This window comes from Actinomycetospora callitridis, assembly GCF_028737265.1.
GTDB classification, from domain to species: domain Bacteria; phylum Actinomycetota; class Actinomycetes; order Mycobacteriales; family Pseudonocardiaceae; genus Actinomycetospora; species Actinomycetospora callitridis.
Map to the genome: position 1 here is coordinate 55,703 of NZ_JAQZAK010000012.1, position 19,411 is coordinate 75,113.

20 protein-coding genes are annotated in these 19,411 nt (G+C 71.6%); 10 read left to right on the top strand and 10 right to left on the bottom strand.

All coding sequences use genetic code 11. The annotated features are described in order from the left end of the window. The first annotated feature begins 78 nt into the window (after positions 1–78). From PH191_RS26615 to PH191_RS26640, 6 genes are all read left to right on the top strand, one after another. Positions 79–1,488, top strand: coding sequence for an MBL fold metallo-hydrolase (locus PH191_RS26615; RefSeq protein WP_274197654.1), 1,410 nt, complete (start codon positions 79–81; stop codon positions 1,486–1,488). Positions 1,489–1,595: 107 nt separating this feature from the next. Beyond that, on the top strand, positions 1,596–2,231 hold the full coding sequence (locus PH191_RS26620; RefSeq protein WP_274197655.1) for a rhodanese-like domain-containing protein: 636 nt from the start codon (positions 1,596–1,598) through the stop codon (positions 2,229–2,231). A gap of 3 nt (positions 2,232–2,234) precedes the next feature. Then, on the top strand, positions 2,235–3,020 hold the full coding sequence (locus tag PH191_RS26625) for a sulfite exporter TauE/SafE family protein (protein WP_274197656.1): 786 nt from the start codon (positions 2,235–2,237) through the stop codon (positions 3,018–3,020). A gap of 22 nt (positions 3,021–3,042) precedes the next feature. Beyond that, complete coding sequence (locus PH191_RS26630) at positions 3,043–3,408, top strand: rhodanese-like domain-containing protein (RefSeq protein WP_274197657.1); 366 nt, start codon at positions 3,043–3,045, stop codon at positions 3,406–3,408. Beyond that, a complete protein-coding gene (locus tag PH191_RS26635; RefSeq protein WP_274197658.1) occupies positions 3,405–3,620 on the top strand; it encodes an SHOCT domain-containing protein in 216 nt (71 codons plus the stop codon). The genes PH191_RS26630 and PH191_RS26635 overlap by 4 nt, the downstream gene beginning before the upstream one ends. Beyond that, positions 3,617–5,113, top strand: coding sequence for a multicopper oxidase family protein (locus PH191_RS26640; protein ID WP_274197659.1), 1,497 nt, complete (start codon positions 3,617–3,619; stop codon positions 5,111–5,113). Before PH191_RS26635 ends, PH191_RS26640 begins: the two co-directional genes overlap by 4 nt. A gap of 185 nt (positions 5,114–5,298) precedes the next feature. Here PH191_RS26640 and PH191_RS26645 read toward each other — a convergent pair whose 3' ends face one another. After that, entirely contained in the window at positions 5,299–5,412 is a 114-nt protein-coding gene (locus PH191_RS26645) for a DUF302 domain-containing protein (protein WP_274197660.1), read from the bottom strand. A gap of 202 nt (positions 5,413–5,614) precedes the next feature. On the opposite strand from PH191_RS26645, the gene PH191_RS26650 reads away from it, so the two are divergent. Further along, the gene (locus tag PH191_RS26650) at positions 5,615–5,878 is read left to right on the top strand and encodes an SHOCT domain-containing protein (protein WP_274197661.1); all 264 of its coding nucleotides are present in this window, start codon (positions 5,615–5,617) and stop codon (positions 5,876–5,878) included. On the opposite strand, the gene PH191_RS26655 is transcribed toward PH191_RS26650, so the two are convergent. From PH191_RS26655 to PH191_RS26665, 3 genes are all read right to left on the bottom strand, one after another. Then, complete coding sequence (locus PH191_RS26655; protein WP_274197662.1) at positions 5,875–7,248, bottom strand: phenylacetate--CoA ligase family protein; 1,374 nt, start codon at positions 7,246–7,248, stop codon at positions 5,875–5,877. The genes PH191_RS26650 and PH191_RS26655 overlap by 4 nt on opposite strands. A 344-nt stretch (positions 7,249–7,592) precedes the next feature. Beyond that, complete coding sequence (gene fdxA, locus PH191_RS26660; RefSeq protein WP_274197663.1) at positions 7,593–7,913, bottom strand: ferredoxin; 321 nt, start codon at positions 7,911–7,913, stop codon at positions 7,593–7,595. After that, entirely contained in the window at positions 7,910–8,512 is a 603-nt protein-coding gene (locus PH191_RS26665) for a TetR/AcrR family transcriptional regulator (RefSeq protein WP_274197664.1), read from the bottom strand. The genes fdxA and PH191_RS26665 overlap by 4 nt, the downstream gene beginning before the upstream one ends. 93 nt (positions 8,513–8,605) lie before the next feature. Between PH191_RS26665 and PH191_RS26670 the strand changes: the two genes are divergently transcribed. From PH191_RS26670 to PH191_RS26680, 3 genes are read left to right on the top strand one after another with little or no spacing between them, the layout of a single operon-like run. Further along, positions 8,606–8,833, top strand: coding sequence for a hypothetical protein (locus PH191_RS26670; protein ID WP_274197665.1), 228 nt, complete (start codon positions 8,606–8,608; stop codon positions 8,831–8,833). 14 nt (positions 8,834–8,847) lie between these two features. Beyond that, on the top strand, positions 8,848–9,333 hold the full coding sequence (locus PH191_RS26675; protein WP_274197666.1) for a DUF2269 family protein: 486 nt from the start codon (positions 8,848–8,850) through the stop codon (positions 9,331–9,333). Beyond that, a complete protein-coding gene (locus PH191_RS26680; RefSeq protein WP_274197667.1) occupies positions 9,330–9,545 on the top strand; it encodes a copper chaperone in 216 nt (71 codons plus the stop codon). The genes PH191_RS26675 and PH191_RS26680 overlap by 4 nt, the downstream gene beginning before the upstream one ends. Positions 9,546–10,150: 605 nt before the next feature. Here the strand turns inward: PH191_RS26680 and mobF are convergent. The 6 genes from mobF to PH191_RS26710 form a co-directional block, all read right to left on the bottom strand. Beyond that, positions 10,151–14,581 (bottom strand): MobF family relaxase, encoded by a 4,431-nt coding sequence (gene mobF, locus PH191_RS26685; protein WP_274197668.1) that lies wholly within the window; start codon positions 14,579–14,581, stop codon positions 10,151–10,153. A 289-nt stretch (positions 14,582–14,870) separates the two neighbouring features. Then, the gene (locus tag PH191_RS26690) at positions 14,871–15,737 is read right to left on the bottom strand and encodes a hypothetical protein (RefSeq protein ID WP_274197669.1); all 867 of its coding nucleotides are present in this window, start codon (positions 15,735–15,737) and stop codon (positions 14,871–14,873) included. A gap of 5 nt (positions 15,738–15,742) precedes the next feature. Continuing rightward, positions 15,743–16,099 (bottom strand): hypothetical protein, encoded by a 357-nt coding sequence (locus PH191_RS26695; protein ID WP_274197670.1) that lies wholly within the window; start codon positions 16,097–16,099, stop codon positions 15,743–15,745. Next, positions 16,096–16,824, bottom strand: coding sequence for a hypothetical protein (locus PH191_RS26700; protein ID WP_274197671.1), 729 nt, complete (start codon positions 16,822–16,824; stop codon positions 16,096–16,098). Before PH191_RS26700 ends, PH191_RS26695 begins: the two co-directional genes overlap by 4 nt. Next, positions 16,821–17,534, bottom strand: coding sequence for a hypothetical protein (locus PH191_RS26705; RefSeq protein WP_274197672.1), 714 nt, complete (start codon positions 17,532–17,534; stop codon positions 16,821–16,823). Before PH191_RS26705 ends, PH191_RS26700 begins: the two co-directional genes overlap by 4 nt. Beyond that, a complete protein-coding gene (locus PH191_RS26710) occupies positions 17,531–19,405 on the bottom strand; it encodes a type IV secretory system conjugative DNA transfer family protein (protein ID WP_274197673.1) in 1,875 nt (624 codons plus the stop codon). Before PH191_RS26710 ends, PH191_RS26705 begins: the two co-directional genes overlap by 4 nt. Between the last annotated feature and the right edge of the window lie 6 nt (positions 19,406–19,411).

Consider the following 19,411-nt stretch of genomic DNA (forward strand, 5'->3'; position numbering starts at 1 on the left):
CGCTCGACACAGCGAGCGCCACCGCCGACACCCGACCGACTCAGCAACGGTAGATACCCTACCGGGTAGGGAACCTTCATGATCGATGTGCAGACCATCGCCACGACCAGCCTCGGTGACCGCAGCTACCTCGCCCACGATGGGCGCGTCGCAGTGGTCGTCGACCCGCAGCGCGACATCGACCGCGTGCTCGCCCTGGCCGACGAGCTCGGCGTGCAGATCACCCACGTCGCCGAGACCCACATCCACAACGACTACGTCACCGGGGGGCTCGAGCTCGCCGACCGCACCGGCGCGGCCTACCTGATCGACGCCCGGGAACGCGTCGCCTTCGACTACACACCCATCACCGAAGGCGAGGACATCGCGGTCGGATCGATGCGGCTGCAGCCACTGGCGACCCCCGGGCACACCCACCACCACCTGTCCTACGCCCTGACCGAAACCCAGGCCAGCGGGTCGGGGGCGGTGACGGCGGTGTTCACCGGCGGCTCGATGCTCTACGGCACCACCGGGCGCACCGACCTCGTCTCCCCCGCCGACACCGTCGAGCTCACCCACGCCCAGTACCACTCCGTCCGCCGCCTGGTCGACGAGCTCCCCGCCGACGCGGTGGTGTACCCGACCCACGGATTCGGCAGCTTCTGCTCGGCGACCCCGCCCTCAGGCGAAGCCTCCACCGTCGGGCAGCAGCGGACGGCCAACCCGGCGCTGATCCAGGGCGAGCAGGACTTCGTCGACACCCTGATCGCCGGGCTCGGGGCCTACCCCGCCTACTACGCGCGGATGGCCCCCACCAACGCCGCCGGCCCCGCGCCGGTCGACCTGTCGGCGCCGGAGCCGGTCGGGCCCGTCGAGCTGCGCGCCCGCCTCGAGGCCGGCATCGCCGCGGGGCAGTGGGTCGTCGACCTGCGCGAGCGCACCGCGTTCGCCGCCGGGCACCTGGTCGGCTCGCTGAGCTTCCAGCTCGCTCAGCCCTTCGTGACCTACCTCGGGTGGCTGCTGCCCGACGACGCCGAGCTCACCCTCGTCGGCGAGACCAGCGAGCAGGTCGCCGACGCCCGCCGCGAGCTCGTGCGCATCGGCATCGACCGACTCGCCGGTGCGGCCACCGGCCCCCTCGAGACCCTGGCCGACGACGCACCGCTTGCCTCCTATCAGGTCTCAGACTTCCCCGGCCTGCTCACCCGTGATCCCGAGGCGGTCACCGTGGTGGACGCACGCACCGAGAACGAGCGCGTCGGCGGCGGTGTCGCCGGGTCGCTGCACATCCCGCTGCACGAGCTGCTGACCCGCCGCCACGAGGTCCCCGACGGCGAGGTGTGGATCTACTGCGGGTCCGGCTACCGCGCCTCGGTCGCGGCCTCCCTGCTCGCCGCTGAACCCGGCCGCGCCCGCGAACTGATCGTGATCAACGACGACTGGCCTCAGGCCACCGAGGCCGGACTGCCCATCGCGCACGACCAAGCCCCCGTTCTCGCGCGCTGACCGCGCGGCAGATCACGCGTGCGCCCTCCACGAGGAGGCCCCACGCACGCGGGCGGCCCGGCCGGGCAGGACCGGGCCGCCCCTCCCCCGCTCCACGAGAGGACCCCATGGCTTCCGCCACCCCAACGACCACAGCCCTGACGACCGAGGCTGAACACCTCACCATCACCAGCGCGGAACTCGCGACCTGGTCCTCCAGATCCGGCGTCGCGCCCCTCGTGCTCGATGTGCGCAGCGCCGCCGAGTACGACGCGGTCCACATCCGCGGCTCCTACCACGTGCCGCTGCCCACCCTGGCCGAGCACACCGACGAGCTGGCCGGACACCTCGCCGACGGCGGCCCGGTCGTCCTGGTCTGCCAGTCCGGTGTCCGCGCCGAGCAGGCCCGCCACCACCTCGCCGCCGTCGGCCTCGCCCATGCCCGCGTTCTGGCCGGCGGCGTCGGCGCCTTCGACGCCGCCGGCGGTGAGGTCGTCCGCGGGCGACCCGCCTGGGCCCTGGAACGCCAGGTACGCCTCGCCGCGGGCGCGCTCGTCATCACCGGCCTGGCCGCCGGGCGGCTCATCTCGCCGAAAGCACGGCTACTCGCCGCCGGGATCGGCACCGGGCTCACCGTCTCCGCACTCACCGACACCTGCGCCATGGGCGCCGCCCTCGCGCGGCTGCCCTGGAACCGGGACCGCACCGAGCCCACCGCCATCGAGGCTCTCGACCGCGTGGCGCGGCGGACCCCGGAGCGCTGACCGATGCTCGGGCTCGCCGCACTGTTCGGCGCCGTGGTCGGCGCGCTGCTGGGCCTCGTCGGCGGGGGCGGCGGCATCCTCGCCGTCCCCGCCCTGGTCTACGGCCTCGGGCTGCCGCTCTCCGCCGCCGTCCCGGCCTCACTCGTGGTCATCGGAACGGCGTCCGTGGTCGCGGTCGCACCTCGCGCCCGCCGGGGCGTCAACTGGCGTCTGGCCGGGGTCATCGGCGCCGCCGGTGTCCCGACCGCGGTGCTCGGCGGCGTGGTCAACCACCAGTTCGACCAGCGCGTCCTGCTGCTCGCGTTCGCTGCGATCATGGTCCTGGCCGCGGTCCGGATGCTGCGCGCCACCGACGAGACCGGCGGCGTCTGCGACCTCCCCGGGGGCGGGGTCGCGTGGCGCCGCTGCCTGCCGCGCGCGATCGCCACCGGGCTCGCCGTCGGATTCCTCACCGGGCTGCTCGGCGTCGGCGGCGGATTCCTGCTCGTGCCCGCCATGATCATCGCCCTCGGCCTGCGCACGCCCGTCGCCGTGGCGACGTCACTGGTCGTCATCGTCATCAACTCCGTGGCCGGGCTCATTCCCTACCTCGTCGCCGGAGACGCCGACGCCGCCATGAACTGGCCAGTCATCGCCGCGTTCGCCCTGGCCGCCATCGTCGTGTCCCTCCCCGCCGGGCGGCTCGCCCGCCGCGTCCCCGCCGCCGTCCTGCGCCGCGGCTTCGCCGTGCTCGTCCTGCTCGTCGCCGCCGGCGTCACCACCCAGGCCCTCACCACCCTCATCGACTGACCCACCCACCGAAGGAGCACCGATGACCAACATCCGCGAGATCACCGTCGACGAGCTCGCCGCCGCCCGTCAGGACCCGAACCCCCCGATGCTGCTCGACGTGCGGGACCGCGCCGAGTACGCCGCCGGCCACGTCCCCGGAGCCGTCAACATCCCCCTCGACGAGCTCCCCGATCACCTCGGCGAGCTGCGAGGCGGCGCGCAGATCGCAGCGATCTGCCAGTCCGGACGACGTAGTGCCGTGGCGGCCGAACAGCTCGGAACCACCGGTATCGACGCGTGGTCCGTCGCGGGCGGGACCAGCGCCTGGGTCGAGTCGGGCCGTCCGACCCTCATCGACCAGCGCCCGTCGGTTCAGCCTCACCCGAAGAAGGAGGAGTTGTCATGATGGGTTCCCTGCCGATGCTGGGTTGGCTGTGGCCGCTGCTGATCGTCATCGGGCTGGCCATGATCGCCGTTGGGACGATCGTCCTGGTGCGTCGCCGCCCCATACCGACCGCGAACCGCACGTCCACCGCACGCGAGCTGCTCGACGCGCGGTACGCCCGCGGCGAGATCGACGACGACGACTACCAGCACCGTCGCGGCCAGCTCCGATGACCGGGCGCTCCGCCCCCCGGCACCCGATCAGCCGCCGACAAGCCCTCGGGCTGCTCGGGCTCGGCGCCGCCGCCGTCACCGCCGGTGCCACGGGATGGGCGACCCTCGGGGTTTCCGACACCACGCGGACGGCCTCCGTCCTGCCCAGCGGCGAGCCGCTGGGTCTCCCGCCCGAACTCGCCAGCCGCCAGGGCCAGCTCGCCGTCGACCTGACGGCCGCACCTGGCGCGTCCCTCGCCGGGCGCCCCGCCTCCGCCTGGGGCTACAACGGCTCCAGCCCGGGCCCGACCCTGCGACTGCGGCCCGGTGATGAACTGGCCGTGCGGTTGCGCAACGGACTCGACCAACCCACCAACCTGCACACCCACGGCCTGCGGGTCTCCCCCGAGGGCAACTCCGACAATCCGTTCATCCACATCGCACCCGGCGAGACGTTCGACTATCGCATCGCCATCCCCGACAGCCACCCCCCGGGAACGTTCTGGTACCACCCCCACGCCCACGGCTACGTCGCCGACCAGCTCCTGGCCGGCCTGGCCGGAGCCCTCATCGTCGACGACGCCCCCGAGCCCGCCGTCGCGGCCGAGCGGGTACTGCTCATCACCGACACCACCCTCGACACCGGCGGGCCCGCAGCCACCGACCCCGCCACCCGAATGGTCGGTCGGCAAGGAGAGCTGTTGCTGCTCAACGGCCAGCACCAGCCCGTCATCCCGGCCGCCAGCGGCGACCTGCAGCGCTGGCGACTGATCAACGCCACCACCTCACGCACCCTGAACCTCCACCTCGACGCCCACCCGCTGACCCGCATCGCCTTCGACGGGATCACCCTGCCGACCGCCAGCGGCGTGGACACTGTCCAGCTCGCCCCCGGCAACCGCGCCGACGTGCTCGTCCGCCCCGACCGACCCGGCACGTTCCCGCTGACCGCCTCCACCGAGCCGCGTCGCGCGATGGGCATGATGGGCGGGCCGGCCGTCGGTGGGGAGACCGAGGTCCTGGCCACGCTGACCACCGGCGGCCCCGCCCGAGCTCCGAGCGCGCTGCCGACATTCCCGCCCGGCCCCGCGCCGGACGCGGGCGCGACGACCGGAGCTCGCCGGCTCACGTTCACCATGGGGATGGGCGGCGGGATGGGCCCAGGTGGGACGGGCTCGGGTGGCCAGGGCATGAGCTTCGGCTTCGACGGTCGCGCCTACGATCCTCTGCGGACCGACCAGACCGTGGCACTCGGCGCCGTCGAGGAATGGACCGTCACGAACCCCACTCCGATGGCCCACCCGTTCCACCTGCACGTCTGGCCGTTCGAGGTTCTCGCCGACAGCGCCGGCACCCCGACCACCGGCACCTCGCAGGACGTCGTGCTCGTACCGGCCGGCGGCTGGGTCCGGCTACGCATCCCGTTCACCGTGCTGCCGGGCCGCAGCGTCTACCACTGCCACATCTTCGATCACGAAGACGCCGGGATGATGGGCACGATCGCCGTCAGCTGACGTCGACGCTTCCCACGGTCGCCGCGATCGCGCGGGGTGGGCGCTACCTACCGTCGTGGTGGGCTGTCGAGCGCGACTCGCAGGCGGGTGTCGGCGTCGGACACGGGCTGACGCAGCTCGACGTCGGTTCCGGCGGCAACACGGAGCAGGGCTCCGAGGTCGGCGGCTTGGACGTTTCAGCGGACCTAGGCGCGACGCACGGTGATGTTGCAGGGCAGCAGGGGCCCGACCTCTGGGTTGGCCGAGAGCTGCGGGGTGGCTTGGACGTCCATGGTGCTGAGGCTGTTGACGATCGTCACCCAGAGTAAGAGTCGTCCGGACAGGGACCGTTGGCGCCGCAGCGGAGGGTCTTTCGACTCGCTGTGCCGTGGACCGCGGGCTCTGCCCGTCTCCCCGGGGCCCACCGAGGCTGGCTTCGTCCACCCGAGGCGCGTCGTGCGACAGCTCCGGCTCTCGGCGGTCGGCGGGCCCGGAGTGGGCACGAGAGGAAGGTCGAGGAACATGATGTGGTGGTACGGGCCCGGCATGAACGGCTGGGGTTATGGGCTGATGACCGTCAGCATGGTGCTGTTCTGGGCGTTGATCATCCTTGGGATGGTCGCCCTGATCCGCTACCTCGGGCGTGCGGGCCAGGTCGCCACCGTGCGACCGACGCCCCAGCAACTCCTCAACGAGCGCTTCGCGCGCGGAGAGATTGACGAAGACGAGTACCGGCGTCGTCTGGACGTGATGGCCGCCGGGACGAGCCCGCGCGCCGAGCCCTAGGTTCCTCGCACGATCAGGGGCGCTTTCCCCAGAGCGGTGTGCGGGACGGCGTCGACGGCTCGAACCGTCACCGAAGGCGCGACGACGCCCTGGGCCTCCAGAGCCGAGCTCAGCGATGCTGCCAGGACCGAGGTGTCGACGTCGCCGGGTCGGGCGAGCAGGACGTCGAGGCCGGCCGGCCGCTGGACGATCTGCCAGCCCGCGGCCGTGACGGTGTCCATGACGTGGTGGAACGTGACGGGCTGGACGTCACGGGTGCCGCCGTCGGGCGTCACGAAGCGCAGTGTCTCCTGGAGGCGGCCCTGGATGCCCTCGAGCAGTGTGTAAGGCCGTCCGCACCCACAATCGCCATCGACGGCGAGCTTCACACTGTCGCTCATCTCGTAACGGATCAGGGGCATGGTGCGCGAGAACAGGACGCTGACCAGCACTTTCGCCCCGTACTGGCCGGCGGGAACGGGCCTGTTCTCGTGGTCGACGACCTCGAGCACAACGAGATCGTCGAAAACGTGCATCCCCCGGTGCTCGCCGCACTCCGCGGCGATGCCGGAGGTCTCGGTAGCTCCGTAGACATCGTGGGGCCCGCGACCCCAGGCGCGTTCGGCCAGCGAGCGGGTCGACGCGGTGAGCACCTCGGACGCGGAGAACACGAACCCCGGGGCGAGGGAAAGACGACCAGCGAGCTGCTCCACGGCCAAAGAGCGCAGCATCGAGGCGTAAGCGATCAACAGCTCCGGCTGCCAGCTGTTGAGACGCTCCACGAGGGTCGGCAGCGGGTCACCGGCGTCCAGGCGCAGGGTCGGCAACCAGCGGCTGTGCACCGAGGCGCCCACCCGCGCCGACTGATGCGAGGGGTTCGTCGAGCTCACCACCGCGGTCCTCACGCGACGGGTCAGCCCGGCGGTGGAGCCAACCCAGTCGAACGCCCGGTTGTAGGACGCGACAACGTTCACCCACTCCGCGGGGCTCCACACGAACACGCCCCGTCGACCGGTCGTGCCGGCTGTGGCCGCCACGTAGTAGCGACCGCCCAGGAGTTCGTCGACCGATGCGGACTGGAGGTAGCGCTCCACGTCGGCGATGCGGATCTCCGGCCGCGTGCACACCTCGTCGAAGTGCTCCATGACGACCGCCTTGGTCAACACCGGCAGTTCACCCAGCGGCGCATCGCCCATGCCTCGGTGAAACCGCCGGTAGAACGATGACCGGTCACAGGCGAAGGCCCGCAGCTCGGTGAGTGCGCGAGACTGATGGGCGAGCAACGCACCCCGGCTCCAGCGATCCCGACGCCGCAGACGCTGCCGACGAGCCAGGACCCGCACCACCAGCGTGGAGTTGCGGACTCGGTGCGGGTTCGACCCTTGGGCCATCGATGTCTCCCTCGGCTGAAACGACGGGGCCGAGCCTGGCCGTTCACAGGACATGAAACAGGGCCGTCCGACCGACGTTTGGCGCCCAGCGGCCTCTTCTGCCGTGGCGGGCGTGAGGGCCGGGAGTCCGCAGAGCCCGCGGGCCCGGTCCGCGACGCGCAGCCATGCGTCCCCTGGCCCGCCGCTCGTCGCCGCGGACTCAGAGACGCTGGCCGGGTGCTGCTGACCTCGCGAAGCTCAGGGTTCGTCCGCAACCGCCATGCCGGTCCTGATGGCCAAGACGTCGTCGCCGGCCTGGGCCCTCTCTCGTCGCCGCCTCGTGCCGTCGCCGTCGGCGATGTGGATCATCCGAGGCGGTACGGCGTCGACGCGACGTCGGGATGGTCATGGCCGACGACTCCGACCCGTGCCGCACCGCCGGGGGCACCCAGCTCGTCGAAGAACTCGACGTTGATCCTGGCGAAATGGGCCCACGCGTCGGGCACATCGTCTTCGTAGAAGATGGCTTCGACCGGGCAGACCGGCTCGCAGGCGCCGCAGTCCACGCACTCGTCGGGCTGAATGTAGAGCATGCGGGAGCCCTCGTAGATGCAGTCGACGGGACACTCCTCGACACACGAGCGGTCGATGATGTCGACGCAGGGCTCGGCGATCACGTAGGTCATCGCGCCTCGCAGGATTCCTGCCGCGCACTGTCTGGCCTCAACCCCGCCAGCGTGAGCTCGACCAGGCAATCAACGCCCTCCGTCGAGAGGAACTCGGCCGCCCCACCCAGCGCGTGTCTGCAGTAGCTGACGAGGCGGTTGACCCCGATGTCCGCCCGAACCTGACCTGAATCGACGGCGGACGTGAGCACTCGGCGCAGGAGCTCGTCGACCAGCTCCTCGCTGTTCCTGTGTTCGCCCGCGCGATGGAGCAACCCGCCGAGCTCGGGACCGTGCTGGCCCCGTTGGGCGACGATCTCAGCGTAGGCGGCGAGAATAGATCGGAGGACGCGTCCCGGTTCGTCGGCTACTTCGCTCAGAGCTGTCAGCTGCGCAACGTGCACGTCGACATGCCGCTGGTGCCAGGCCGCGAGGATCGACTCGACGTCGGCAAAGTACTTGTAGATCGTCGCGCGAGAGAGCCCCGCGGCTGCCGCGACCTTGGCCATGGTCACGGCCCTCAGTCCGTGCTCGGTGACGAGCGACCAGGCGGCGTCCTCCACCGTCTCGCGGACCACGCGGCGGTGGGACTCGACGGTCTCGTCCCAGAGCTTCGGCACGCCGCAAACCTACCGCGGCACCACCGATGGGTGTCGACAAAGCGTCACGGTATAGACACAATGTATCGCAAAACGCAGTCGCAGGAGGTGGGCGTGCCCGACGAAGCTCGAGAGCCGGACACGACTCAGGACCAGGTCGATCGAGGCGGGGTGCTGGTGCCGCGCTGGGTCAAGGTGTTCGCGCTGGTCGTTCTCGCCGTGGCGCTCCTCCTGCTTGCCCACACGGTTCTCCGCGCACCCTCTCACGGACCCTCGCTGCACGGTGCGTCCCTGGACGACATCCAGACGGCGACCGTCGACGTGGGAAGCGCAGGCGCGTGATGCTCGATCGCAGAGTGCGACTGGGCCTGCTGACGGTGCATCTCGTGGCTTCGGTCGGGTGGGTGGGCGCTGCGGTCTCGTACCTTGCCGTCGCAATCGTCGCCGGTTCGAGTGGCGAACTGGCCACGATCCGCAGTGCGTGGTCGATGCTGAACATTCTGGGGTGGACCGTCGTGGTGCCTCTCGCTGTGGCCGCACTACTCACCGGGCTGGCGATCTCAGTGAGCACCGCATGGGGGCTCTTCCAGCACTGGTGGGTGGTGATCAGTCTTGTCTTGACGGGCTTCGCCACACTGATCACGGTGCTGCACATGCGGGACGTCAGCGAAGCCGCGCGCAGTGCATCGGTCGCGGCACCGGAAGAGCTGCTCCACCTGGGTGGCGACGTCTTCCACCCCGCCGCCGGCCTCGTCGTTCTCCTCGTTGTCGCGGTGCTCAACATCTACAAGCCACGTGGCCGGGTGGTCGCGATCGGTGCGCACTCCTCTCAAGGAGGTTGAGAAACGCACTGTTCGCCCTCGGCGTCATGAGCATCCTGTGGATGGCGTTCGTCGCCGTCCTCATCGCCGTCGAGAAGATCGCACCGTGGCGCTCCCTGGTCACCTACGGGACGGCGGCACTTCTCGTCTTCATCGGAATCGTCGTTCTCGTCGCCCCGACCGCCGTTCCCGGGCTGACGATCCCCGGCATGCACGACATGATGATGATGTGATGCTCCTCCGTGGGTGCCGAATAAGCGGACGGTAACCCGGCCGCTCGCCCTCCGGGTCGGGGGCTCAGCCGAATGTTCAGCCAGGGCACATCGGGACGCAAGGCCGATCACTTCTGAGCACAGAGCACGAATCGGACTTCCAGGTGTCGGTGCAAGGTGTCACCGTGTCGGCCATGGAGGTGACCGACGCAGACGTCGCGGCCATTCCCGCACGCAACGTCCGCGTACCTCGTAGCGAGTTCGTGGCGGTCTGGCGTGCGGCATCCGACCGAGATCACCATGACGTGTCTCGGGGTGGTGAGGGTTGGTACGCGGCTGGCGTGGCGGCCACGTGCCGATGGCTCGCTACGGCACCGTCCCGCCTCGCGAACGGCCTGACCGACTCCACGCCGGCACCTGCCACGCGACGGACGGCGATGGCGTACGAGGAATTGATCGAGGCGGAGTGGCTCGCCGCCGCACGGCTCGAGGAGACTCGCCCGCACCTCGCGCGGTCTCGACCTGGCTGGTGTGAGGGAGTGCGGGCGACGCTTCGGTGGGCCTGGCGTCGTCAGGGTCCTCCACCGCTCGAGGTCCAGGTGTCGATCGAGAAGTAGCGACGTGGTTCACGCGTCGACCTCGTCGAGGTCGCCGGCGCCCTCGGCGTCGGTGACATCGACAGACTCGTCCGAGGGATCGGAGGTCTTGACCTCCTCGTCGCGGGCTTGCCAGTGTGTGAGCTGCTCCGCCCGGTAATCGGCTTCCTCTCGTGCGTCGGCGTCCTCGCGAGCGCGGATCTCGGCGAGCGCGCGGTTCGCCTTCTCGACGGCTGCTGACGTCTCGTCGGCGCTGGGTACGCGCACGTGGTCTTCGGCCACGGGGCTCGGCTCCGAGGCAGCCACCTCTCGGATGTCGGGCCCGCTCGCCTCGACCTCGTGGTCCTCGTCGTCGCGGTCCTCGGGGGCGCGGTCCACCTCCTCGTCTTCGTGCTGGTGAAGGTCGTTCGGACGGTCCGTGACGTCGTCGTCGGTGACCTCACGGTGAGTCTCGTCGGCTGCGATCTCTGCTCGGTGCGCAGCGAGCCACTCGGCCGCGGTGGTGCGTTGCTCAGGTTCGGCGTCATCGGCATGGCGGGCTGCGAGCTCGGCCTTGGCACGTTCGGCGGCGGCTCGGGTGCCAGCAGTGTGGGCCAGCCACCGGGAGCGGGCCTCGTCGAGCTCACTGAGCTCGGCGGCACGCGCTTCGAGAGCACCGGCGAGGGTCGCGGTCTGTTGGGCTTCGCCGTGGAGCCGGCTCTGGTCGTCGGGGGCTGTGGAGGCGTCGGCCTCAGCCCGCCGGAGCTGCGCGTCCTCCTGGGCACGAGTGGCGGCCTGATGGGTGCCGGCGAGCTCATTAGCGACATATCGGGGCGCCCAAGCAGCTTCGCGCTCGTGGGCACGCACGCGCATCCGGAGCTGGCCGTCTGAGAGCTCGAGCTCTTCGCGATCGATCTCAGGGCGGCCGAGGGCGCGCCAGGCCGCACGGTAGGCGGCGTAGGCCTCGACCTTGCCGGGGCCCGGCGCGGGACCGAGCGCATCCTCGTCGGCGTCGTGGCCGCTGAGCTCGCGCCAGGCGGCGACGGACCTCGCCCGGTCCTGCCACTGGTCGCGCTCCGCGAGCGAGTCGGGAACCGGACCCAGAGCATCGGTGAGCCACCGTGGCGGGGCCGTGGCGAGCTGTTCGCCCATCTCGGCGCTGCGTCGATCGGCAGCCTCGGCGAGCGAGGTCAGATAGCGGTCCCAGTCGGCCCGGCCAGTGGTCGGGGTCCAGTCGGTCCAGGTGCGGCCCTCGGGATCGAAGGTGTGGGCGTCGCGGATGCGGCCATGGACGACGTTGGTGAGGTTGCGCGCGCCCGCGAGGGGCCGGTCGGCGACTGCTTCGCGCAGGATGCTCTCCGGGTCGTGGCCGGCGAGTTCGGCGCGACGCAGGATGCGCGTCAACGAGGCGGCGCCGTCCTCGGCGGCGAGACGGGCGCGATCGTGACCGGTGATGGCGCCCTGGACGACCAACTCGTCGAGCCAGCGCCCGGTGCGCTCGGTAGCGGCCAGGTGCGCGGCATCGCTGAAGAGCTCCCCAGCGGTGCGGGTGCTGCCGGCCTCGGTGGCGGACTCGGTCGCCGTCGTGAGCGCGGAGGCGGACTCCATGCCGTCGTCGCGAGTCACGATCCCGGCCATCACGGCGACCGGGTCGCGGTGCAGGGAGTGATCTCCGGGCGAGCCGTCGGCGGGATCGATGGGTCCGGAGATGGTGGCGACGTGGGCCGTGTTGGACGCTCGGCCGCGAGTGAGCCCGACGTAGCTCGCGGCGCGACTCGTGCCTGATCCGGCGACGAGGTGGCTCGTGTCGACGGTGAGACCCTGGGTCGCGTGGACGGTGCCGGCGTAGGCCAGCGCCACGTCGGCGGCGACGTAGTCGCGGGGCAGAACCATCGGGTCGCCGAGAACCTCAGCGCCCTCGGAGCCGCAGCCGTGGACGGGGGCCACGGTCAGCGAGCCGTCCTCGCCGACGGCGGTGACGCGGTAGGTCTCCCGATTGATCGGCCCACGTCGATTGCCCTCATGCCCGGCGAGCTCCCAGCCGTTGCGGCGAGTGGCGACGAGGTCGCCCACACCGGCGTCGTTGCCGTCCCGTCCCAGCGGCACGCCCTGCTCCTCGACGTGTCCGAGGCGGACCAGTTCAGCGCGCAGCGCGCCGGCAAGCCGGTCGGCTCGCTCGTTGGTGTCGACCACGAGTACCGAGTGCCGCCCGGCCAGGGTGTCGGCGAGCCAGGCGCGGCTGGCAGAGGCCTCGGCATCGTCGAGGGTGCCGGCGTCGACGAGTCGCCCGTGGCGGTGATAGTCGCGCAGCACGGTGTCGTCGCCGTCGCGCAGGCGCAGAGACGCTGGCCCTTCCCAGTCTTCACGGAAGCGGCGGGTCTCGGTGAGCTCGTAACGCGCGCCAGTGTGGGCGAGCAGGTCCATGGCCCCGCCGGCTCCGACGGCGGCGAGCTGGCGGTGGTCGCCGACCAGGAGAAGCTTCGCCCCGGCGGCATCCACGTGCCCGTGAATCGCGGCCAGGGCCGCGGTGTCGGTCATCGCGGACTCGTCGACCACGACGAGGTCACCCGCCCGCAGCCGCCACCTCGAGGTGTCGTCCACCTGCGCGCCTACCGCGAGACGGTCTTGCGTGCCGAGCCAGCGTTTGACATTGCGGGCATCGAGGCCTTCGTCGGCGAGAATTCCGGTGGCGATCTGGCTGGTGGCGAGCCCGAAGACGCGGCCCGCGGCGGCGCCCCGGAGCCCGGGATCCGACCAGGCTCTGGCGAGGGCGCCGACGACGAAGCTCTTGCCTGTCCCAGCGGGTCCGACGAGGGTCTCGATCCGCGCTCCTGAGGTAAGGACCCCACGCACGGCGGCGGCCTGATCCACGCCGAGCTCGCGGCCAGACTCCCGGAGCCGACCGAGGAACCGGTCCGCGATCACAGCCGGCGTCGCGGCGGCGTCCCCGCGGCGGGCGGCGGCGGTCATCGCGCGTTCGGTGTGGACGTGATCGGGGGTGGCGTAGAGATTCGCGCCGGGAGCGTCATAGGCCGAGCGGCCGTTCGCCAAACGGAGCTCATCGGGTAGGGCGGCATCGCCGGGTCGGGCGGCATCGAGCGGGGTCGAGAGCGCGAGCCCCTCGTCGGTGAGCCAGTCCAGCAGGCCGGCCACGTCGCCGCCGTCGGTCAGTCCGAGGGTGTCGGGCAGGGCATCGTTGATCGCGCGGGTGAGGTCGGCGCGCGTCCAGGCGGCTTTGCGGGTCTGGACATCGGCCAGCGCGGTCTCGAGGACCTCTTTCGGTGACCACTTTCCCGCCGCCGGCCTGTCTTGCTCACGCGCACTGAGGACGTCGTCGACGACGGCGCGCAACCCGCCGGCGACCTCGCCGCGCAGCTGGGCGTCGACACGGTCGAGGAACTGGGTGCGTGTCTCTCCGTCGTGGGACTTCGCCTGGCGGGTCGCCATGGTGGCCTGCCGCGAGAGCCGGTCGCGCTCGAGGCCGTTGGCTTCCCGATCATGGTGCGCTTCGAACTCGCCGATCAGCTCTGCGGCCTTCTCGGTCACCGCGCGGCGCCGCGAGGAGAACAGGTCGGTGACCGTGTCGTCGATACCCGCGACCTCGCGGGCCTTGCCGTCCGGGCGCATCGCGAGGCGCAGCCCGAGCGCTCGGGCGAGGTGCTCCTCGGTGGTGCGCTCGCCCACCGCGGCCGCGGCGGGCCGGAACTTGTGGATCGCCCGCGAGTCGAGGGTGCGCCACTCGTCGTCCTCGTCACCTGGGGCGCGGTTGAGGATCGGGTTGTGAATGTGCAGCTGCGGGTCGTGGTCGCGGGAGTCGTGCTGGAAGAACGACGCCACGACCCAGCCGTGCGCGTCGACCCATCGCCCGGCGGCGCCGCCGTGGTGCCCGACGCGGGCGTAGCCGGCCTTGTCCTGCAGGTACGTGAGAGCTGCGTTGTTGCCCGCCCAGATCGCGTCCTCGACGGCCTGGCGGTACTCGCCCCACGCCGCTGCTGTGTCCTCGTCGCCGGCATTGCAGGCTTTGACCTCCTGGGCCTCGAACGCGGTGTGCAGCACGGTGACGCTCTTCTGAACGCTGAACGTGGCGTCGAGGAAGGCGACGTTGTGGCGAGCCTGCTTGCCCGCCTCGACCTGTAGTTCAGCACGGCGTTCAGCGCTGGCGTCGGGCTCTCGTTCAAGCGCGGCGGCGTACAACTCATCCTCGCTGGCGTAGCGCCGTCCGGTATGCCCGAGGGTCGGGACCTCGTCCCACCGCTCCGGGTCGGAGAAGCCGTCGTGCCGTGGGTCGAGGAAGCGCTCGTAGATCCCGCGCATGTCCTGGGCATCGACGAGCCCGCTCAGACCGAGCTTCTCCGCGCCGGCGCCCCACCAACGGCCTGGCGGCTCGCCGTCGGTGACCGCACCGGTGTAGTAGGACTCGCGGCCGGTCGCGACTTCGTTGAGCAGGTAGTCCGGCGAGTAGCCAGACGAGACACTCAGCATCCGGACGACCTCGCGAAGATCGACAGAGGCGTGTCCGGGCAGACCTCAGCGGCAGACGGCTCTTCTAGCCGGCCGAAGGCCGGCCACCACCCTCGGATCGTGATGCCTAGGTGTGCGTCTTCTGATCTTTCCCTTGATCTTTTCGTCTTGGTGTCTTGTTGGTCGTGTCTGGTCGTCTGTTCGGCGTAGTGATCGGTGTCGGGAAGTGGTCGTGCTCTTGGTTCTTGCTCTTGTCCTTGTCGTTGGTCGTGGTCGGTGCTGCTGGTCGTGGTGATCGGCGCTTCGATGGTCATGGCTGGGCCTCGTCGGTGGTGTTCGGGTCGGTGATGTTGATCAGGTGGAGGGGCAGCGGTCGGTCTCGGAGCGCTTTGAGCGCGACGGCGGCGGTGCCTCGGGACACGCCGGCGGCGGTCTCGAGCTCGGAGACGGTGGGCCAGGCGCCGTGGCGCTGGGCGTGCCGCGACGCGGCGGCCTCAGCCCGGTCGCGAGCGGGCGAGGACGCAGGCCTCGACCGCGGCGGATCGCCAGAGGCGTCTCCTGCATCGCGGTGGTCGGCTGATTCTGTTGCGCCGCTCGGCGCCGCCTGTACGGGTGGCGGGAGGGCCTCGGGCTGAACAGCGGGAGCAGTGAACGGCCCGGTCTGAACGCTGCTGCGCTGAACGACCACCTCGTCGAGCGCCTCGTTGCGGTCCCGGCGCGGCTGAACGGCTCGCTCCGTCGATGGGTCGGCGGTGGCGAGGAGGTAGAGCAGGTGGGCGACCACGGCTGCGGCGACGGCCGGCCAGGCGCCGACCCCGAAGCGCAGTGCGGGCGCGACCTCGACGGTGGGTCCGCCGGCGAGGTATGTGGCCTGGGCGAGCCCGGAGAGCCCGGCGGCGGTGACGACGACAACCCACGCGTAGCGAGCTGCGCCGTCGCGGAGCCGGGCGGTGGCGCTATAGGCGACCAGCGCGAGCCCGTCGGTGATCAGCGGATAGAGCCAGGCGATCCCGGTCGGTACCCGGGCGGCGACGGCGACCTCGAACAGGCCGTGGGCGGTCGCGATGGCTGCGCCGAGCGCGACGGCCAGTCCCGGAAGCCACAGGAGCGCGCCCTTCGCTCCCGATGGGGACACCCGTTCTACCGAGGCGTCGGGTTCGAGCTGGTTCTCGGTCACCGGCCTCACCCGGCGTCCGCGTCGGCGGCGGCGTGCTCGCCGGCGCGGTCTTCGCCATGCCAACGGGCAAGCTGCTCGTGGCGGCTCTGGTGGGACTGTTCGTCGTCCTGGCGGGCGGCACGGTGTTCGGCGGCCTGGGCCGCGGTGGGTTGCCTCGCCGGGTCGCGCGCTGCTTGCCGGTCCAGATCGGCGACCGCTTGGCGGAGGTCGTCGAGGGAGCCGCAGAAGCAGTGGAACTGGTCGGGCGCGATCGCATTCATGTGTGCGAAGTAGATGTCGCTGAGCCGGTCCCATTCAGCGTGTTCGACCTTTTCGCGGGCTCGCTGCTCGACGCGGGTCTCGGCCTCGCCGGCGGCGCTCATCGAGACCAACCGCTGCGCGGGGAGGTGCCGTTGACGGCTGCGCTGATACCGGAACCGGTGCGTTCCGCCGGATCGTTGGAGCCCGGCTCCGGGGGCGCGTCGTCGCGGGCGGCGGCCCACCACCAGGCGATCGAGGTCGCGGCCTCGGCGCCGGGCACCGGGCTGGCTCCGAGAGGCGCGCTGTTCCAGCCGGGTCGGGTCTGGTGGCGTTCTCGGGAGCACGAGCCGGCCGCGGTGCGCAGTCGACGGACGACCCCGGGGCGTTGGCGATCGTGCCAGTCCCCGGCTAGCTGCACCGAGGCTCCCCGGCTCTCGTAGGCGGCGCGCCAGGCGTACATGAGCCAGAGCAGCTCCTCGACGACGTCGGGGTGCCAGAGCCAGCATTCGGGCAAGACCGCGGCACCGTCGGGGTAGCGCAGGAAGATCGCGTGCAGCCACCGGCACAGCTCGTCGAGCAGCGCTGCGAGGGCTTCGGAGTCGGTGGGTGCGGCCAGCCAGGACGGCGCAACGGTCGGGCCAGGTCGCGCCGGCGCGGCTGCAACGGCGTCGGCGAGCTGGGCGACGGTGCGCGCCAGGTCATCGACCCGCGTCGGTGTCCCGAGGAGCTCCTCAAGGCTACGGCGCAGCCCGTCGACCTCGCGGGCGAGGCCAGCGAGTGCCTCAACCCGGGCGAATGCGTCGCCGTCGCTCCCGCCGCCGGCTTGTCCAGGTGGGCGGCGGCTCATCGGTCCCACCCCGGCTCGCCGTCGCCCTGCGTCTCTCGCTGTACGTCCGAGATCGCACCCGTGGCGCAGTGGTCGTCGTCGTTCCAGCGGGCCAGCTGGTCGCGTCGCTCCTCACCGTCGACCACGCCCTCGGCGCTCGCCTCACGGGCGGCGATCGAGGCGCGCAGGTCCTCGATGCGCTGACGCAGCCGCTCGAGGTCGTCCGGGTGGGTGGTGTCGTGTGCCTTGGCGGGGTCACAGGTTCCGGCCGCCCAGGCACCGGTGGAGGACCACCGACGTCCCTGGGTGTCAGTGAACGGCCCGCGGTCATCGCCGGGCCGGTCTACGAGGTCGGCGAGGGCGTCCTGCTCAGGCGGCGGGGCGAGCTCGGCGAGGGCTTCGAGCCGCCGGTACTCCGCCCACGCGTGCGGGTCGTGGTCGTGGGCCCAATCGGAATGGACGGCCCGCTGGCGGGCTGCGTCGAGGGCATCGTCGACCTCGGTGGTCGGCGGCTGGGACCAGCCCGGCGCGGATGCGGCGTTCTCCTCGAGCCACGCGGTGCGCGCCAGGGCTTCCTCGTCCGAGGCCGGCTCGCGCCAGTCCGGATCGCCGTATTCCGCGGACGGGTTGAACGGCGAGGTCTCGTCAGGGCGGCTGTCGAGGTAGGCCACGTGCTGCGCGCCGGTCAGCTGGCCGTTCGTCGGATCGGGTGTCGTGTACGGCGTGGTCATCTCATCCACGTCCTCTCACCGTGGTGATTGCGGTCCTGCTCGCCGAGCACGGGTGGGGCGACCGGGTCGACGTCGATCACCAGTGGCCGCGCGTCCTCCGAGCGCGGGGTGGGACCCGGAGTCGTGCGTCGGCGGGCGGTGACCAGCCGGTACCACCAGGCGCCGATCGCGGGACCTCGGTGGCGTGGAGCGGAGACCCGGCGCCGCAGCGCTGCGACGCCGACGTCAGCCCACGCACGCACCCGCTGACAGCGGCCTCGCCATCCGGTCGCGACAAGCTGCCGCTGGGCACGCACGTCCGATCGGGTCCAGGCCATGCGGGCTCGCCCGATCACCGGGGCGATCCCCCGCCTGTAGACGACGACCTTCCCGGCAGGCAGGTTCGCGAGCTGCGCCGCCGCGAGCACCGGCACCTTGCGCACCGTCCGCGACGCCACACGTCCGTGCAGGTCCGTCGTGGTGATCCGCTCGTCGCGCTCGCCGGCCAGGGTCGACCAGAACTGCAGGTCGGCCTGGTCGCGGGTGCCGCCGAACAGCAGGACCGAGCCGGTGTTGTTCAGGATGGTGGCGGTCTTGTGTTCCCCGTAGCGAGCCAGCAGCTGGGCTCGGGACTGGAACGGCGCGATGATCGTGACCCCGCGCCCTCCCATGTCTGCGGTCCAGTTCTCCAACGGGACAGGGCTGATCAGCGCCGCCTCGTCGAGGGCCAGCAGCAGCGGCGGATCGAGCCGCCCCGACGGCTTGGCGACCGCGAGCCGACGGGCCTCGCGGGCGATGTGCCCGGTCAGGGCGCATACCAGCGACCCGGTGTCGGCTTCCTCGGCGCCGAGCAGGAACACCGTGGCCCGCGAGGAGAGCAGCTCCTCCACGTCGAAGGGCTGGTCGGTCGGCGCTGCGGCGGCTGCGGCGTCGGGATGGTTGAGCCACCCCAGCGCCGGCATGATCGAGTTGGTGATGGAGGTGCGGGTGCGGTCGTTGGTCTCGACGAACTGCTCCGCGGCCTTCTCGAAGGACTCCACCTGGCTGCGCCGCAGTAGCGCCGGCACCTCGCGGGCGGCGCGGGCGTTGTCGGCGACCCAGCCGAGGACATCGCGCATCGACCCGCCGCCGAGCGCGGCCGCGTGCAACAGGGCCGCGAGCACCCGGCGGGCCTGGGCGTCCCATCGCTCCGCGTCTCCGCTGCCCGCCCTCGAGGTCGCGGAGACCATGTCGGTGGCCCGCTCCATCGCGGTCACCGGGTCGGTGCATCCGGTCAGCGGGTCGAAGCTGATCGTCGAGCGCAGACCGCCGAGCCCGACCGGGTTGAACACGAACACCGGCCCGCGGGTCTTCTGCCGGATCGGGGCGCACAGCTCGAGCAGGTCGGTGCGGGTGGAGGTGACGACCGCGGCGCCGGGGGCGTCGAGGACCCGACCGGCGAGCCAGCCTGTCTTCCCGGTGCGTGGCCCGCCGAAGACCAGGGTCACGTCCTCGATCGAGGACCACACTCGCTGCACCCCGACTCGGCACAGCTCGACACCGACTGCGCTGGTCGGCACACCCAGTCGCTCCCGCCGCGACAATGACGCAAGCGAGGGGCGGACCGTGCACGCCCGTCGGCGGGTCGCGACCGTTCCTGCGTGACGGGCCACGTCCAAGCTTGAGGCGACCCCGGCGCGGCGCCGGGACCGCGCCGACCACCGGAGCACGGTGGCGCGCGAGCGTGACCAGCGGTGCCAGCCCAGCAGCAGCAACACCGCGCCGGCGATGACCCACACGGGCCAGGGCAGAGCCTGGACCAGCGTCGTCGCCGGCAAGCTCGTGAACGCCCCGCACACCAGCGCCTGACGGATCGCGCCGCGGATGACCAGCAGCGCGGTCAACCCGACCATCAGCAC

Coding starts and splice junctions, on each gene's coding strand:
- PH191_RS26650 (WP_274197661.1), top strand. CDS start 5,615: ATGATGTGGTGGTACGGGCCCGGCATGAACGGCTGGGGTTATGGGCTG.
- PH191_RS26615 (WP_274197654.1), top strand. CDS start 79: ATGATCGATGTGCAGACCATCGCCACGACCAGCCTCGGTGACCGCAGC.
- mobF (WP_274197668.1), bottom strand. CDS start 14,581: ATGCTGAGTGTCTCGTCTGGCTACTCGCCGGACTACCTGCTCAACGAA.
- PH191_RS26630 (WP_274197657.1), top strand. CDS start 3,043: ATGACCAACATCCGCGAGATCACCGTCGACGAGCTCGCCGCCGCCCGT.
- PH191_RS26635 (WP_274197658.1), top strand. CDS start 3,405: ATGATGGGTTCCCTGCCGATGCTGGGTTGGCTGTGGCCGCTGCTGATC.
- fdxA (WP_274197663.1), bottom strand. CDS start 7,913: ATGACCTACGTGATCGCCGAGCCCTGCGTCGACATCATCGACCGCTCG.
- PH191_RS26695 (WP_274197670.1), bottom strand. CDS start 16,099: ATGAGCGCCGCCGGCGAGGCCGAGACCCGCGTCGAGCAGCGAGCCCGC.
- PH191_RS26700 (WP_274197671.1), bottom strand. CDS start 16,824: ATGAGCCGCCGCCCACCTGGACAAGCCGGCGGCGGGAGCGACGGCGAC.
- PH191_RS26620 (WP_274197655.1), top strand. CDS start 1,596: ATGGCTTCCGCCACCCCAACGACCACAGCCCTGACGACCGAGGCTGAA.
- PH191_RS26640 (WP_274197659.1), top strand. CDS start 3,617: ATGACCGGGCGCTCCGCCCCCCGGCACCCGATCAGCCGCCGACAAGCC.
- PH191_RS26655 (WP_274197662.1), bottom strand. CDS start 7,248: ATGGCCCAAGGGTCGAACCCGCACCGAGTCCGCAACTCCACGCTGGTG.
- PH191_RS26625 (WP_274197656.1), top strand. CDS start 2,235: ATGCTCGGGCTCGCCGCACTGTTCGGCGCCGTGGTCGGCGCGCTGCTG.
- PH191_RS26710 (WP_274197673.1), bottom strand. CDS start 19,405: ATGGTCGGGTTGACCGCGCTGCTGGTCATCCGCGGCGCGATCCGTCAG.
- PH191_RS26705 (WP_274197672.1), bottom strand. CDS start 17,534: ATGACCACGCCGTACACGACACCCGATCCGACGAACGGCCAGCTGACC.